A 12,735-nucleotide genomic window follows, 5' to 3' on the forward strand; every position below is an offset into this window, starting at 1 on the left:
GGGGTCATCCCCGCGTGCGCGGGGAGCAGAGCCGTGGACTCGTGGCCAACAGCGGAGTCGAGGGGTCATCCCCGCGTGCGCGGGGAACAGAGCGGCCGGGGGTGTTCCTGAGGCGGGTCGGTGGGGTCATCCCCGCGTGCGCGGGGAGCAGTCTTATTGACCTGGGACGTTATCAGCCGACCCCCTCGGATTCGACCACTTCTTAAGAAAAGGACGAAACGCGCCACAGGTCGCAAAAACCCATCGAGGCGCCTAACCGCCGACGTCTCAGAGAAGCCTCCACCGGTCCTGCCGATGGTGCCGGTCGAGGCCATCTCTCCCAGGCGGGTGGCCGAGTCACGGCAGCTGCTCGCCCCCATGGCGACACTCGGTTCACGATCAAGGCGACGCTCTTGCCGAAACCGCCTCCTGGAAAGTCCTGGAACCGGTGCCCCTTGAAGGGCGAAGCGAGGACATTCACCTCCCCTGGGGGGTCGGCCTCCGCGTGCGCGCCGATGTGTCACGGGTAGGGCTGCGCTCACGCGGTGCCGCCATCCGGACGGCGGTCCGCGGGAAGGGGGATGCTCTGTGAGGACAACAGAGATCCTGCGCGCGGAGCTGCTCGACCGCGCGAGGCGGGATCGTCGGGCACGTGAGGCCCTGCCCGCCGGGTACACGACGCGGGACTGGGCCAGGCTGGTGGCTCCGGTCGACGAGGACAATCACGCCTGGCTGCGCGAACTCGTCGCGGCCCACGGGTGGCCGGGGTGGTCGTCGGCCGGTGACGACGGCGCCGAGGCGGCCTGGCTACTGGCCCAGCACGCTCCGCCCGAGGACCAGGAGAGGTTCTTGCCGTTGCTGCGCCGCGCGGTCGAGAACGGGGACGCCGCACCCGTCCACCTGGCCTATCTGGAGGATCGGGTGCGCGTATGGCGGGGACTGCCGCAACGGTACGGGACACAGTACCGCCGGCTTCCGGACGGCGGGCTGCGCTTGGAGGAGGTGGAGGACCCATCGGGCCTGGACGAACGCCGGGCGTCGGTCGGTCTCGGACCCCAGGCCGAGTACGACGCACGGCTCCGCGCCTCCGCGTCCGCGTGATCCTCGCTCACGCCGGTGTGATCCGCTGCCCTTCCGGGGTCACGGTGATGGTGTGGTCGCCGATCGCCGGCCTGCCCGCGGACTCCCACTCCGCGTGGGCGTTCTCCGCAGCGGCCCACAGGTCGCGTGTTCCGGCTGTCCGTACCCTCCCCTCCTCGGCGAGCGCCCAGGACCCGTCCGAGGTGAACAACAGCGTCCTCTGCCCCATGCGAACGAAGCCGATATCGGGCGCGGCCAGCCACAGGGCCCAGGCCATGTCGGGATCCCCGAGCACGGCGCCGTCGAGGTCGCTGACGCGGGTGATGGCGTCACGTAGGTCCATGGCGGGTGGAAAACGCCGGTTCGGGGTGGCGGCGTCCGAACGGGCGGGCATGAAACAGCCCGGCTCCGCGTGACCGAAGTCGCCGCTCGCGGTGCCGTCGTCGTCAACGGTCAGCCGGGCGATGTGACCGATGTGGGTGTTGCCCACGGAGCGGATATCCACCAGGATCACGCCGCCGGGCCTGGTCTGGGACACCCAGGTGTAGGGGACCCGCTCGACGGAGTGGGTCGCGATCACCCGGTCGTAGGGCGCTTCACCGGGGTATCCCTCGCGGCCGTCGGCGGCGACGAGGACGGGGTGGTGCCCTAGAAAGGCCAGGCGGCCACGGGCCGTCTCCACCAGCTCGGGGTCGATGTCGACGGAGACCACGTGGCGGTCCCCGAGCCGGGCCCCCAGCAGGGCGGCGTTGTAGCCGGTACCGGTCCCGATCTCCAGTACGCGCATCCCGTCGGCGACGTCCAGGGCCTCCAGCATCGACAGCATGAGGGAGGGGCGGCTGCTGGAGGAGGTGGGCCACCAGTTCTCGGGGTCGTCGGGATGGCGGCGTAACTGTGTGACCAGGGACTGGTCGGCGTAGACGCCCGGCAGCCACGCGGGGTCGTCGGAGCCGATCCAGGCGGGCGGGTTCCGTTCGTCGTGGAAACCGGGAACGAAAACGTGCCGGGGAACCGAGAGGAACGCGTCGCGCCACGCGGGATCGGCGGGCGCGATCTCATCGACCAAGGCGTCCAGCAAGGGCCGCCACCGTTCCTCGGGAATGTTCGTCACGGACTCTCCTCGGTCAGCGCGTCGGCGACCAGGGAGCTGATCGGCGCCCCCGTCTCCTCCTGAAGCCAGGCCCACTGCGCGCCGGGACCATCCCCGCATGCGCGGGGAGCACTTGAGTTCCTCGAACTCCACCTCGCCGGGCACGGGACCATCCCCGCATGCGCGGGGAGCACTCTTACTGACCTGCAACGTTACCGAGCTTCGAAGCCGTTCACGACCACTTCTTAAGAAACCGGCAAAACACCCACCGGACCACGAACCATCCTCTGACCCGAAGAAGCAGCAAGGTCCACACCCGCCTCGACCAGTCCCGACAGAGAACGGCGACGGCCGCCCACGCGGCGCGGGCGGCCGCCCCTGTCCTTCAGCGAAAGTCCTCACACGGCAGGCAGGTGAAGAGCCCCGATGGCTCCGGACAACCGAGAAGGGTTCTGTCAGGCGGTCACGTAAGGCCGGTAGGGCGGCCCGTCATGGATGAACGACTGTGGCCGCTTGGAAGCCGCGTGGGCGTCCCACCATTGCGGGGAGCCGAAGGCGTAGGGGGCGCGGGAGGCGAGGGCGGTGGCGTAGGGGCGCACGCGCTCGGTGCCCGGCCGTGGGGGCGTGGGTTCGGGTGTGGCCGGGGGTGGTGTCTCGGGACGTGCGGGCGCGGTGGTGGCGGTCAACGCCGCCGTGATGGCCTCGGCGGTGCGGGGGTGGGCGAGGGCCAGCAGCATGACCGTGAACGCGGCCATGACGCGGCTGATAAGGTCGCGCATAGCTCTCTTCCTGGTAGTGCAGGTTGGGAGTCAGGCCCTGGGCCAGGTGTTCCTAGCACCTGCCGGGGCCGTTTTTCTTTCCTAAGGTGATCGGCCTCTAGGGCTCGTCCTCGTCGTGCTCGTCGTGGTGGTCTTGTAGGACCTCGGGCATGGGCAGCCCGCTCTTGAGGATGCGGGCGCGCACTTCACTGCGCTGAGCCGCAGTGAGGTGGACGGCCTGCCCGGGGGGCATGGTCAAGGCTTCGGAGATGCCTGGTGTAGGTGGCTCCACAGCATGCGACTCCTTGCTTGTAGGCGGATGAGTGAGCCCCGCCCGGGCGGGATCTGCATTTCCGCATGAATTGAAAGGTGGCGCGGCCCGCTTCCCTCTGCGCGCCATCCCTACGCACGGGCCGCGCCTGGGGCACTAGGAAGTGCCCCCTCCAGCGGCGGCTTCCTTGGCGCCGCTGGAAGCATCACCGAAGTAGAAATCTGGCATCGGAGAGAGACCCTCGCCTTGGGGGCGCCCCTTCTTCACAGGCCGGGGATGCCAAGGAACGGATCTCGCGGGATTTTGCGGCCAATACCGTTGAGCCAGGTCACGGCGTGGAAGCTCAGGGCGGCCAGACATCAAGCACCCCCTCCCCACCTAAGAGCAAAAAAGGTTCCGTGCTCGTAAGGCTCTAGGCTTCCGCACTCGGCCGCCAAGGACCGCACGAGGTGTAGTCCCCGCCCTCCCACACAGGGAGAATCGTCGTCGGCCAGAACCGACCTCACCTTGGGCGGTTTGGTGCGAATGCTCCCGGAAAGGCCGCGCACGTCGATGTCGATGCTGAAGTACAGGTCATAGGTCCCGCCTGGGTCCCCGCTGCGCGTATGACGGATGGCATTAGTCGCTAGCTCCGACACGATGACCTTGGCATCTTCGACGATACCCAGAGGAACCTCTTCAGGAACGGCTAGCGCACCCACGACGAAGCGACGGGCCAGGTAGACACTTTCCGGGGTCCCCGGCAGGGAAGTAGAAAAAATCGCCCTCATACGCCCCCCTTCCCGGGAAGGCCCCTACGGGATTGCTTGGGAGAGATTTGCTCTATCTTGGTACTTGTCACAGCACTCCTGGATGCTGGTGGCCACTCCCCGGACGGTGCCCCCCGTCGCGGGGCTTTTCGCGCCTAGCGTCCAGCAGAAAGTCCGGTCCTCTCCAGGGGTTACACCGAACTGGGAACCTTCTGGCAAACCTTGTCCAAGCAGAGATCCATCTGGTACAACTCTGTCTTATGGAGGAAAACAAGCTTGCTGATTGGGAACTTTTTGGCGGAGAGGCGCGACGATCACGCCTTCGATCAGGGCTTTCTCTGCGAGAGGTGTCCCAAAACGCCAACATCTCTATTAGCATGCTGTCCAAAATTGAGCGAGGAGTGAGAGCCCCCAAAAGGGACACCGTGGTACTACTGGATCAGGCTCTTTGTACAAATGGAGATCTGATCCGCAGATGGACAGAAGTTACTAGGCAAGCCGTGGACCCGGCCTGGTATCGACGGATGGAGGATGCCGAGAGAGCAGCGTCCTCACTATCCTTATTCCATCCCGTGCTGATCCCGGGTCCCCTGCAAGCACCGGAGTACGCGGAAGAGGTGCTGACGGCCGGACGACCGCTTGATCCTCCAGAGGCCATCGCTTCTCTGGTGCGACTGAAAAAAGCGCGAAGTGAGCGCCTTCTAGCGCCTGGTCCTCCCCTGGTGTCCGCCGTAATCCCCGAACCAGTAGTGAGGACATGCATGCCCAGTTCGCAGTTACCGCACCTTCTAGACCTGGCCGAGGCAGGCACCGTAGAGATCCAGGTCATCCCTAGCGGTCCAGCTTTGAACATAGGTTCAGCGGTCGGCGCTTACGATTTGTTCGTTTTCGCTGACCGATTGCCCCTGGTTCACTCAGAGCATGCGTGCGGGGGGGAGTTGATAGAAGAGGCAAGAGAGGTGCACCGTATTGCCACGGTGCATGGACGGCTGCAGGCCTGGGCGTTGTCCCCAGCAGACTCAATCGACCTGATTAGGAGCGTAGTGTCGTGCTCAGCACCGACTGGATGAAATCCTCATACTCTGGCGCGGGAGGGGCTTGCCTCGAAGCTCGCCTTGAGGAAGAGGATGAGGTACAGATTCGAGACACCCAAAATCGAGCTTTCGGCCACTTGAGCTTCAGCCGTGCTAGCTGGGAATCCTTCCTTCTAGCAGCGAAGGAAAACAGGCTCTAGGTCCGGATCAGTACCGTTTCACGGAGCGCCCTTCCGGCAGCGCTGGACCAGATTTTCCCCTGGTCACAGCGCTGCCGGCGGGGCGCGGATTTTTATGTGGGGCGGTATTGGTCCGCTAGCCGTATGGCGTCGGCTCGGTAGGTGGCGCGGACGTGGACGGCGGTGCCGTCACGGTGGTGGGGGACCATCCCCGCGTGCGCGGGGAGCACACCGCGTCGACCGTGTCACGCTCCTCCACCTCGGGACCATCCCCGCGTGCGCGGGGAGCACCCCGCCTTCTGGCGCAGGCTCAGGCTCGTCCCGGGACCATCCCCGCGTGCGCGGGGAGCACGAGAGCGTGTGGGCGGACGATGAGGGCTACCTGGGACCATCCCCGCGTGCGTGGGGAGCACAGACCTCGGTCACCCTGCAAACGATGTACGACGGGACCATCCCCGCGTGCGCGGGGAGCACCTCCGTGGTCATGTTGGAGGACAACCCGGTCACGGGACCATCCCCGCGTGCGCGGGGAGCACGAGGGCGCCGTCCCGAAGGCCGTCCACGACGGGGGACCATCCCCGCGTGCGCGGGGAGCACCAGCTGCGGATTTTTTGTTGGCTTTGCTAGCGGGACCATCCCCGCGTGCGCGGGGAGCACCCACCGGGTGCCGTCGGGGCGGCGATGCTGCTCGGGACCATCCCCGCGTGCGCGGGGAGCACTCGAACAGCAGCAGGCGCAGGAGGCGACCGTCGGGACCATCCCCGCGTGCGCGGGGAGCACTCTTGTTGACCTGGGACGTTACCAGGCGCTTCCTCTCTCCACGACCACTTCTTGAAATTCCGACACAAGCCCCATAGAACACGCAAGGCGACAAAGGGCCACCCTCCCCTCCCTGCCCCGCGCCCCGGATCGTCCGTCCCGTCCGTCTCGGCGCCTCTCCGTCGCCCCTCTTCTCCCGGCTTCCCGAGGTCATCCCCTCATAGGGCGGAATGCCCGCTCCCGGAGCGCGGCTAATCTTGCGGGCATGACCATGCGGCCCATCGTGTACTTCGGCGACCCCGTTCTCGTCACCCCCACCACGCCCATCACCACGTTCGACCGGCACACCGAGGCGCTGGTGCGCGACCTGCTCGACACCGTGGACGCGCCCGGGCGCGCCGGGGTGGCGGCGACGCAGATCGGCGTGGGGCTGCGCGCGTTCAGCTACAACGTCGAGGGGAAGATCGGCTACGTCATCAACCCCGAGATCGTGGAGCTGTCCGAGGAGGTCCAGGAGGGCGATGAGGGCTGCCTGTCGGTGCCGCGCCTGTGGTATCCGACCCGGCGGGCCCAGCGCGCCGTGGTGCGCGGCGTGGACCTGCGCAACGAGCCGGTCACGGTGTCCGGCGAGGGGCTGATGGCCCGCTGCCTCCAGCATGAGACCGATCACCTTGACGGCATGCTCTACCTGGACCGCCTGGACCGCGACAACCGCCACGCCGCGATGCGGGAGGTCCGCAACTCCCCGTGGTTCCTGCGGGAGAAGCCCGAACCGGTCTCGCCGTCGAAGCTCCCCAGCGCGTTCGGCGGAATCGGATGATCCTCCCCATGTCACGACAAACAACGACACCGACTAGGCAGATAACGGCACGATCTCGTAAGGTCTGCTGAAGCATCACGTGGCCCAGCGGAACCATTCGCCCCCCATCTCAGGGCGAGGCCACAGGTCTGCCCACGGAGCACTCCAGTGACGAAACCCCTTGCATCACGCCCCTCTATGCCCACGCGCCGCCGCCGCGCGATGGTGTTCGCCGGCCTGGCCGCCGCGTTCGCCCTCGCCGTGCCCGCGCCCGCCTACGCCGACCCCGGGGACGAGGTCGACATCGAGGAGCTGAACGAGCGCGCCGAGAAGCTGGAGGAGGAGTACGACAGCGAACTCGTCCAGTACACCTCCGCCAAGGAGGGTGCCCAGAAGGCCCAGGACGACCTGGACGAGATCAACAAGCGGATGGAGGAGGCCCGCCAAGGCGTCTCCCAGATCGCCGCGAGCCAGTACAAGAGCAGCGGCCTCAACCCCACCATGGAGGTCGTGTTCAGCAGCTCCCCCGACGAGATGCTCGGCGACGCGGCTCTCGTCGACCACCTCGCCGACAGCAACGGTGAGCGCGTCCTCTCCCTCGCCGACCTGCGAGCCGAGGCCGAGAAGGCCAAGGAGAAGGCCGACGGCAAGCTCAAGGAGGCCGAGGAGCTGATCGAGGACCTGGAGGAGCAGCGCGACGAGGTCCTGGACAAGATCGAGAAGTACGAGGCCGAGCAGACCCCCGAACCCGCCGAGACGGGTTCGTCCGGCGGCTCCGGCGACGGCACCGTCCCGGCGAGCGCGATCGGCCCCGGCTGGGACGGCGCGACGCCGCGCATGGCGGCGATCCGCGACGAGATCGTCCGCGAGTTCGGCGCCCCCTTCCCGGTCGGCTGTCTGCGGCCCGGCGACCCGGGCGAGCACGGCTCCGGCCGCGCCTGCGACTTCATGATGAGCGCCAACGGCGGCATGCCCTCGGCGGCCAACCAGCAGCTCGGCACGCAGATCGCCGAGTACGCGAAGAACAACGCCGACCGCCTGGGCGTCATGTACGTCATCTGGGAGCAGCGCATCTGGGACTCCCGCAACCCCGGCGCCGGCTGGAAGCCGATGGAGGACCGCGGCAGCATCACCCAGAACCACTACGACCACGTGCACGTCTCGTCGTACTGACGGGCACGCGATCGGGGACGGGGACGCCGGCGGCGTCCCCGTCCGTCGTGTCCGGCCCGCCCCGGAGACCGGGGTCAGGCGGGCCGGCACCGGAGAGTGGTCGCCCTCCCCCGCGGCCTCGCACCCGCCGTCCCGGCGCTTGACGGTCCTCGGCGCCGTCCCCGCACAGACCGTTCCGTGGAGTCGCGCGCCGCTCTCACGAGACCGGCCCGACCTGCCGGTACACCGGGCACCGGCGCGTCGCCGCCTCGCTCAGGACGACCACCAGATCAGCAGGTCGCCCGAGTAGACGACCACGAACGCGACGGCCGTCACCGCCGCGACGGCCACCGCCGCCAGGATCGACCGCGCGTCGCGGAAGCGCCACACGCACCCCCACGCCAGCAGGGCCGATCCCGCGGCGATCGATCCCGCCCAGTAGACCCCCGAGGTGGTCGCCAGGATGTACAGCAGCCCGTAGGCGCCCTCACCGACGAGCACCCCGCTCAGCAGGCCGACGCCGTAGGGGGCGAAGGCCGTCCGGAACCGCAGGGCGTGGGCCGTCAACCCCAGGAAGGGGCCGACGACGACGGCCGCCGTCACCCAGAAGAGCGTCACACCGGCCGAGACGGAAAAGCCGCGCAGGACCGAGGCCAGGTCGTAACCGGCCATCATGGCCGCCAACGCCAGGACGCCCGCGACGACCGCGGCCCACCGCCGTGGCGCGAGCAGCGCCAGCAGGAGCGCCGCCACGCTCCAGGAGCCGGCCGAGTTGGCCAGGGAGTTCAGGGCCGATGGCAGCCATCCCTGCCCGAACGAGGTCAAGACGCCGATCGCCACGCCCCCGACGACGGTCAGGGCGAGGGCGGCGATGGAGGCGAGGGGGGAGGCGGCCGGTGGCGCCGTCGTGCTGGTGGTCATGCCTCTCCTCACGAGGGGCCGGTGGCCGCGCGGAGTCTCAAGGACGATCCTGCCCGATCCGGTCCGGGGAGGCGATCCGCGGCGCCGGCGACCGGAAGGGCCGCGACGGCGCCGCGGGGCCGCCCGTCCGGTGGGCGGCCCCCTGGTGACCGTTTCCGGTCACGGACCGCGCCTCCCCGGTCCCGGGACGGCGGAGGTGGCGGCGCCGGCCGCCCGCAAGCCGCAGGCCAGCGGCGCGGCGGGACGCCGCGCCCACGCCGAGGCCCGGGGTTTCGGACCTCGCCGAATCACCGCGGAGCGGCTCGTCCCGGCCACGCGATCCGCGTAGCGTGCCCTCCGCCCCGTGCCACACGAGTCAGCAGGAGAACCACGTGCGTCCCTCACCCCGCCGCGATGGCGAGGCCGGTCTGGTCTCCCGGCGCGGCTTCGGCCGGCTCGCCGCCTTCGGGCTCGCGGCCGGCGCCGGCCTGGTCGGTCCCGCCCCCGCCGCGAGCGCGGCGGCCGACGGACAGGACTACTACGAGCGCGCCCGCGCGCTGGCCGGGGACGATCCGGTCCTGCGGGCCCTCGCCTCGGCGCTGGCCCCCGACGTCACCTTCCCCGACGTGCCCGCGCCGGCGCCGCTGCTGCTGTTCGACGATCTCGCCCTGGTGAGCGTGGGCTTCGTGCACGCCATGGCGCTCCTCACCGACGACGGGATCGTGCTGTTCGACGCGCTCCGCTCCCCCGAGGACGCCGAGGACGTCATCGTCCCGGGGCTGCGCGAGCTGGGCGCCGATCCCGCGGCGATCAGGTACGTCGTCATCACCCACGGGCACTACGACCACTTCGGGGGCGCCCAGTACCTCGCGGACCGCTACGGGGCCCGCGTCCTGATGTCGCCGGCCGACTGGGATCTCGTCGCCGGCTCCCGGCCGGACAACGCCCCCGTCCGGGATCTGGAGATCGCGGACGGGCAGCGGCTCACGCTCGGCGGCACGACGGTCCGCTTCCACCACACCCCGGGTCACACCCCCGGCACGGTCTCGCCGATCTTCCCCGTGCGGGCCGGCTCCGATCGGCACACGGCCATGTTGTGGGGCGGCACCAACCCGCCCGGCACGCTGCCGGAGCTGCGCGACTACCTGGCCTCCATCGCCTCCTTCCGCGGCCGGATGCGGGAGGCGGGGGTGGACGTCGAACTGTCCAACCACCCCAACGACTACGGGCTGCAACGCGCCGAGCAGCTGAGGGAGCGGCCCGACGGGGCGAACCCCTTCGTGCTGGGCCGGCACCGCGCCGACCGGTACATGGCGGTCATGGACCTCATGCTGCGCGGGAGGATCGCCGACGCCGAGGCCACCGGCGGCTGACCGCCGACGCGGTGTGGCGCCGCCCGCTCCGATCGCGTCCGCTGCCCGACCCGACGCTCGTGACCGTCGCCGGAGGGACACCTCCGGCGGCCGGTGTGCCGGGCCTCGGGCACGGAGGTGACCTCCACGGCCACGTGTCCCGGCCGCGTTTCACGCAACGCCCCGGAAACGGTGCCGGAGGACCACGGACGGGGAGCGTCCCCTTCCGCGCCCCGCGTCCACGCGAGTGGGCCGCGGTGAAGGCGGGCTAGCGGGCGCCGACGGTCTCGTCCCGACCGCGCCGGCCCAGGCGCAACGTGGTGGGCAGGCACACGGCCGCCACCAGCGCGGACAGCGCGAACGCCGGACCGTGGCCGAGCCCCTGGGCGACGACGCCCAGGGCGAGCGCTCCCACACCGGTCCCCGCGTCGTAACCGATGTTCCACGCGGCGCTGGCCGTGCCGTAGCCGCGCGGCCCCGAGCGGCGCAGCATGACGGTGACGGTGTCGTTCTGCGCCGCGCCGAACCCGGCGCCGAACAGGGCCGCCCCCGCCACGACCAGGACCGTTCCCGCCGCTCCCGGCCCGCTCCAGCCGGGAACGGCGGCCCACAGCGCCCAGGCGATGGCGGCGCACCCCAGCGCGCAGGCGGCCACCGCCGGTGTCAGCAGGGCCGCGCGGCCGGCACGGTCGCCGAGCACGCCCGCGACCCCGCGGCCGACGGCCGAGAACACCCCGTAGGCGAGCAGCGCGACCGTGGCGACCGCCGGGACGCGCTCCAGGGGGATGGCCAGGAACGTGACGAGGCTGTTGGAGGCGATCGCCACCGCCAGCATGACGGCCAGCGGCGCGGCGAGGAGGAGCCAGGTCCGGGCGCCCGCCGGCCCTTCGGCGCGCGCGCCGCCGCCCCGCCCCCGCGTCCCGGCCGGGGCGCCGTCGCCGCCGGTGAGCCACACGCCCACCGCGGCCACGGCGCCCAGGAGCGGGCCGACGCAGGCGAGCCAGAACACGGCCGCGAACCCGACGTTGAGCGCGATCCACACCCCACTCGACAGGAAGACGAGGTTGGACAGGCCGACGGCGAGCCCGTAGTAGCCGGTGGCGCGCCCGATCTGCTGGGGTGGGACGAGCCGCGCGGCCAGCGCCGTGCCCGCGACGGTGGCCATGCCGAAGCCGATCCCGCGCGCTCCCGACAGGGCCAGGAGCGTGGCCAGGTCGGTGGTCAGCGGGTACAGCGGCGCGGGCAGGCCGAGCAGGAGCGAGCCCACGGCCATGGTCCAGCGGTAACCGCCCCGGTCGAGGATCCAGGGCATCGCGAGCTGCGTGAGGACGGTCGTCAGCATGAACACCGACGTGGTCGCGCCCGCCGCGACCTCGCCGGCGCCGCCGCGCACCGCCCACAGGGGGACGACGGGCAGCAGCAGGACGTAACCGCTGAAGGTGGCGATGGTGGCGGCGATGAGGAGCCGGAAGGCCGGCGTGCGCACGCCGCGCCGGGGCGGGGTCACCGGGGCGTGCCGGGGCGAGCGGACGTGCCGCCTTTCGCGTCCCGGTCCGTCCCGCGCCCTCGGGGGCTCACTTCCCCTCCGGCGCCGGCCCCGAAGCGCCGTCCAGACGCGCGGCCAGCCACCGGGCGACGCGTTCGGCCCGTTCGGGGGTCATGGCCCGCTCGGCGTGGCCCATGCCCGGCTCGATCCACAGTTCCTTCGGTTCGCGCGCCGCCTCGTGGATGCGCAGGGCGTGTTCCACCGGGAAGTAGGCGTCGGCGTCGCCGTGCACGACGAGCAGGGGCGCCGGGGCGATCGCGGCGGCCAGCTCCGTGGGGTCGGGCGGAACCGGGTCCCACTCCCGGTCGGTGACGCGGACCCGGCGGGCGGTGCGCAGGAACCACCGGCCGGCCGGCTTCTCGACCCCGAAGTGCAGCAGCCGCATACGGGGGGTGCCCCGGTAGAACCAGCGGCTGGGACCGCTGATGGCGACCACGGCGTCCACGCCGCCGAACGTGCCGGCGTGGCGCACGGCGACGGCCGCGCCCATGGAGAAGCCGACGGTGGCCACACGGGTGTAGCCGAGGCCGCGCAGGTGGCCGACGACCGCCTCCAGGTCGTGGATCTCGCGGTCGCCGACCGTGCACTCACCGCCGGAGGAGTGGTGGCCCCGGAAGTCGAAGACCATGACGTCTCCGACGGCGAGGAGGCTGCGGGCGATCATGCGGCTGCCGGGGTTGCGCCAGGTGCCGGTGAAGCCGTTGGCGACGGCGATGGCGACCGGGCGCGTGGCGGTGCCGCGCAGCAGGGCCGCGTCGATGGAGACGCCATCAGAGGTCAGCAGGGTGGCGGGCTCGGGGTGGGACGGCGTGGTGCCGGGCAGGAGGTCGGACACCGTCCCATCCTGCCGCATCCCGTTTCCGGGGTCAGGGGGGTGGGCCGGTGATCGGGCGTGGTGCGGGCCCCACCGGTCCGGGTCCGCGGTCGCGCGGGCCGGTGGCCGGTGGCCGGGAGCGGCACCGGGGTTCATCGGCGTGCCCGGTCGCGCGGCCTTGGGCGGGCGGTCGCGTCCGGACTTCTTGGAGCCGGCCCGGACGTGGCGTCTCCACGTCGGCCCGGCGGGGCCGGTTTCACGACGCCCGCCCGG

The 12,735-nt window shown here is 70.7% G+C and carries 13 protein-coding genes and 2 CRISPR repeat arrays (1 of these 15 cut by a window edge); of the genes, 6 read left to right on the forward strand and 7 right to left on the reverse strand.

Annotated features, from left to right (window positions below):
• A CRISPR array of direct repeats spans window positions 1-151; the repeat unit is 29 nt; unit sequence GGGGTCATCCCCGCGTGCGCGGGGAGCAG (it extends 551 nt beyond the left edge of the window).
• A 416-nt stretch (window positions 152-567) separates the two neighbouring features.
• Window positions 568-1,080, forward strand: coding sequence for a DUF6624 domain-containing protein (locus tag ACYVHU_RS09725; protein WP_078761545.1), 513 nt, complete (start codon window positions 568-570; stop codon window positions 1,078-1,080).
• Between the two features lie 7 nt (window positions 1,081-1,087).
• Here the strand turns inward: ACYVHU_RS09725 and ACYVHU_RS09730 are convergent, their stop codons facing one another.
• The 4 genes from ACYVHU_RS09730 to ACYVHU_RS09745 form a co-directional block, all read right to left on the reverse strand.
• The gene (locus tag ACYVHU_RS09730) at window positions 1,088-2,170 is read right to left on the reverse strand and encodes a methyltransferase domain-containing protein (RefSeq protein ID WP_498948150.1); all 1,083 of its coding nucleotides are present in this window, start codon (window positions 2,168-2,170) and stop codon (window positions 1,088-1,090) included.
• Between the two features lie 434 nt (window positions 2,171-2,604).
• Window positions 2,605-2,928 (reverse strand): hypothetical protein, encoded by a 324-nt coding sequence (locus ACYVHU_RS09735; RefSeq protein ID WP_498948151.1) that lies wholly within the window; start codon window positions 2,926-2,928, stop codon window positions 2,605-2,607.
• Between the two features lie 97 nt (window positions 2,929-3,025).
• Window positions 3,026-3,166: a hypothetical protein gene (locus ACYVHU_RS09740; RefSeq protein WP_498948152.1), complete on the reverse strand. Its 141-nt coding sequence runs from the start codon at window positions 3,164-3,166 to the stop codon at window positions 3,026-3,028.
• Window positions 3,167-3,537: 371 nt separating this feature from the next.
• Window positions 3,538-3,948: an ATP-binding protein gene (locus tag ACYVHU_RS09745; protein ID WP_498948153.1), complete on the reverse strand. Its 411-nt coding sequence runs from the start codon at window positions 3,946-3,948 to the stop codon at window positions 3,538-3,540.
• A 239-nt stretch (window positions 3,949-4,187) separates the two neighbouring features.
• On the opposite strand from ACYVHU_RS09745, the gene ACYVHU_RS09750 reads away from it, so the two are divergent.
• The 4 genes from ACYVHU_RS09750 (at window position 4,188) to ACYVHU_RS09765 (ending at window position 7,871) form a co-directional block, all read left to right on the forward strand.
• Window positions 4,188-4,997, forward strand: a complete 810-nt coding sequence (locus tag ACYVHU_RS09750) for a helix-turn-helix domain-containing protein (protein ID WP_498948154.1) — start codon at window positions 4,188-4,190, stop codon at window positions 4,995-4,997.
• A complete protein-coding gene (locus ACYVHU_RS09755) occupies window positions 4,994-5,161 on the forward strand; it encodes a DUF397 domain-containing protein (protein ID WP_498948219.1) in 168 nt (55 codons plus the stop codon). Before ACYVHU_RS09750 ends, ACYVHU_RS09755 begins: the two co-directional genes overlap by 4 nt.
• 180 nt (window positions 5,162-5,341) lie before the next feature.
• Window positions 5,342-5,920: direct repeats of the CRISPR family, unit length 29 nt; unit sequence GGGACCATCCCCGCGTGCGCGGGGAGCAC.
• Between the two features lie 244 nt (window positions 5,921-6,164).
• The gene (def, locus tag ACYVHU_RS09760; protein WP_498948155.1) at window positions 6,165-6,719 is read left to right on the forward strand and encodes a peptide deformylase; all 555 of its coding nucleotides are present in this window, start codon (window positions 6,165-6,167) and stop codon (window positions 6,717-6,719) included.
• Window positions 6,720-6,896: 177 nt separating this feature from the next.
• The gene (locus ACYVHU_RS09765; RefSeq protein ID WP_432936775.1) at window positions 6,897-7,871 is read left to right on the forward strand and encodes a coiled-coil domain-containing protein; all 975 of its coding nucleotides are present in this window, start codon (window positions 6,897-6,899) and stop codon (window positions 7,869-7,871) included.
• 252 nt (window positions 7,872-8,123) lie between these two features.
• Here ACYVHU_RS09765 and ACYVHU_RS09770 read toward each other — a convergent pair whose 3' ends face one another.
• Window positions 8,124-8,771 (reverse strand): DUF6518 family protein, encoded by a 648-nt coding sequence (locus ACYVHU_RS09770; RefSeq protein ID WP_498948156.1) that lies wholly within the window; start codon window positions 8,769-8,771, stop codon window positions 8,124-8,126.
• Between the two features lie 371 nt (window positions 8,772-9,142).
• On the opposite strand from ACYVHU_RS09770, the gene ACYVHU_RS09775 reads away from it, so the two are divergent.
• On the forward strand, window positions 9,143-10,123 hold the full coding sequence (locus ACYVHU_RS09775) for an MBL fold metallo-hydrolase (RefSeq protein WP_498948157.1): 981 nt from the start codon (window positions 9,143-9,145) through the stop codon (window positions 10,121-10,123).
• A 247-nt stretch (window positions 10,124-10,370) separates the two neighbouring features.
• Here ACYVHU_RS09775 and ACYVHU_RS09780 read toward each other — a convergent pair whose 3' ends face one another.
• Together ACYVHU_RS09780 and ACYVHU_RS09785 are read right to left on the reverse strand one after the other, a co-directional pair.
• A complete protein-coding gene (locus tag ACYVHU_RS09780; RefSeq protein WP_498948158.1) occupies window positions 10,371-11,588 on the reverse strand; it encodes an MFS transporter in 1,218 nt (405 codons plus the stop codon).
• An 88-nt stretch (window positions 11,589-11,676) separates the two neighbouring features.
• Window positions 11,677-12,483 carry an alpha/beta hydrolase family protein gene (locus ACYVHU_RS09785; RefSeq protein WP_235000916.1) on the reverse strand — a complete coding sequence of 269 codons (807 nt, stop codon included), beginning with the start codon at window positions 12,481-12,483 and terminating at the stop codon, window positions 11,677-11,679.
• Between the last annotated feature and the right edge of the window lie 252 nt (window positions 12,484-12,735).

The sequence above is a fragment of the Marinactinospora endophytica genome (genome assembly GCF_054780875.1).

What these genes read in the sequence shown, in the direction of transcription:
- ACYVHU_RS09735 (WP_498948151.1), bottom strand. Translation starts at nt 2,928, where the DNA reads ATGCGCGACCTTATCAGCCGCGTCATGGCCGCGTTCACGGTCATGCTG.
- ACYVHU_RS09770 (WP_498948156.1), bottom strand. Translation starts at nt 8,771, where the DNA reads ATGACCACCAGCACGACGGCGCCACCGGCCGCCTCCCCCCTCGCCTCC.
- ACYVHU_RS09755 (WP_498948219.1), top strand. Translation starts at nt 4,994, where the DNA reads ATGAAATCCTCATACTCTGGCGCGGGAGGGGCTTGCCTCGAAGCTCGC.
- ACYVHU_RS09745 (WP_498948153.1), bottom strand. Translation starts at nt 3,948, where the DNA reads ATGAGGGCGATTTTTTCTACTTCCCTGCCGGGGACCCCGGAAAGTGTC.
- ACYVHU_RS09750 (WP_498948154.1), top strand. Translation starts at nt 4,188, where the DNA reads ATGGAGGAAAACAAGCTTGCTGATTGGGAACTTTTTGGCGGAGAGGCG.
- ACYVHU_RS09765 (WP_432936775.1), top strand. Translation starts at nt 6,897, where the DNA reads ATGCCCACGCGCCGCCGCCGCGCGATGGTGTTCGCCGGCCTGGCCGCC.
- def (WP_498948155.1), top strand. Translation starts at nt 6,165, where the DNA reads ATGACCATGCGGCCCATCGTGTACTTCGGCGACCCCGTTCTCGTCACC.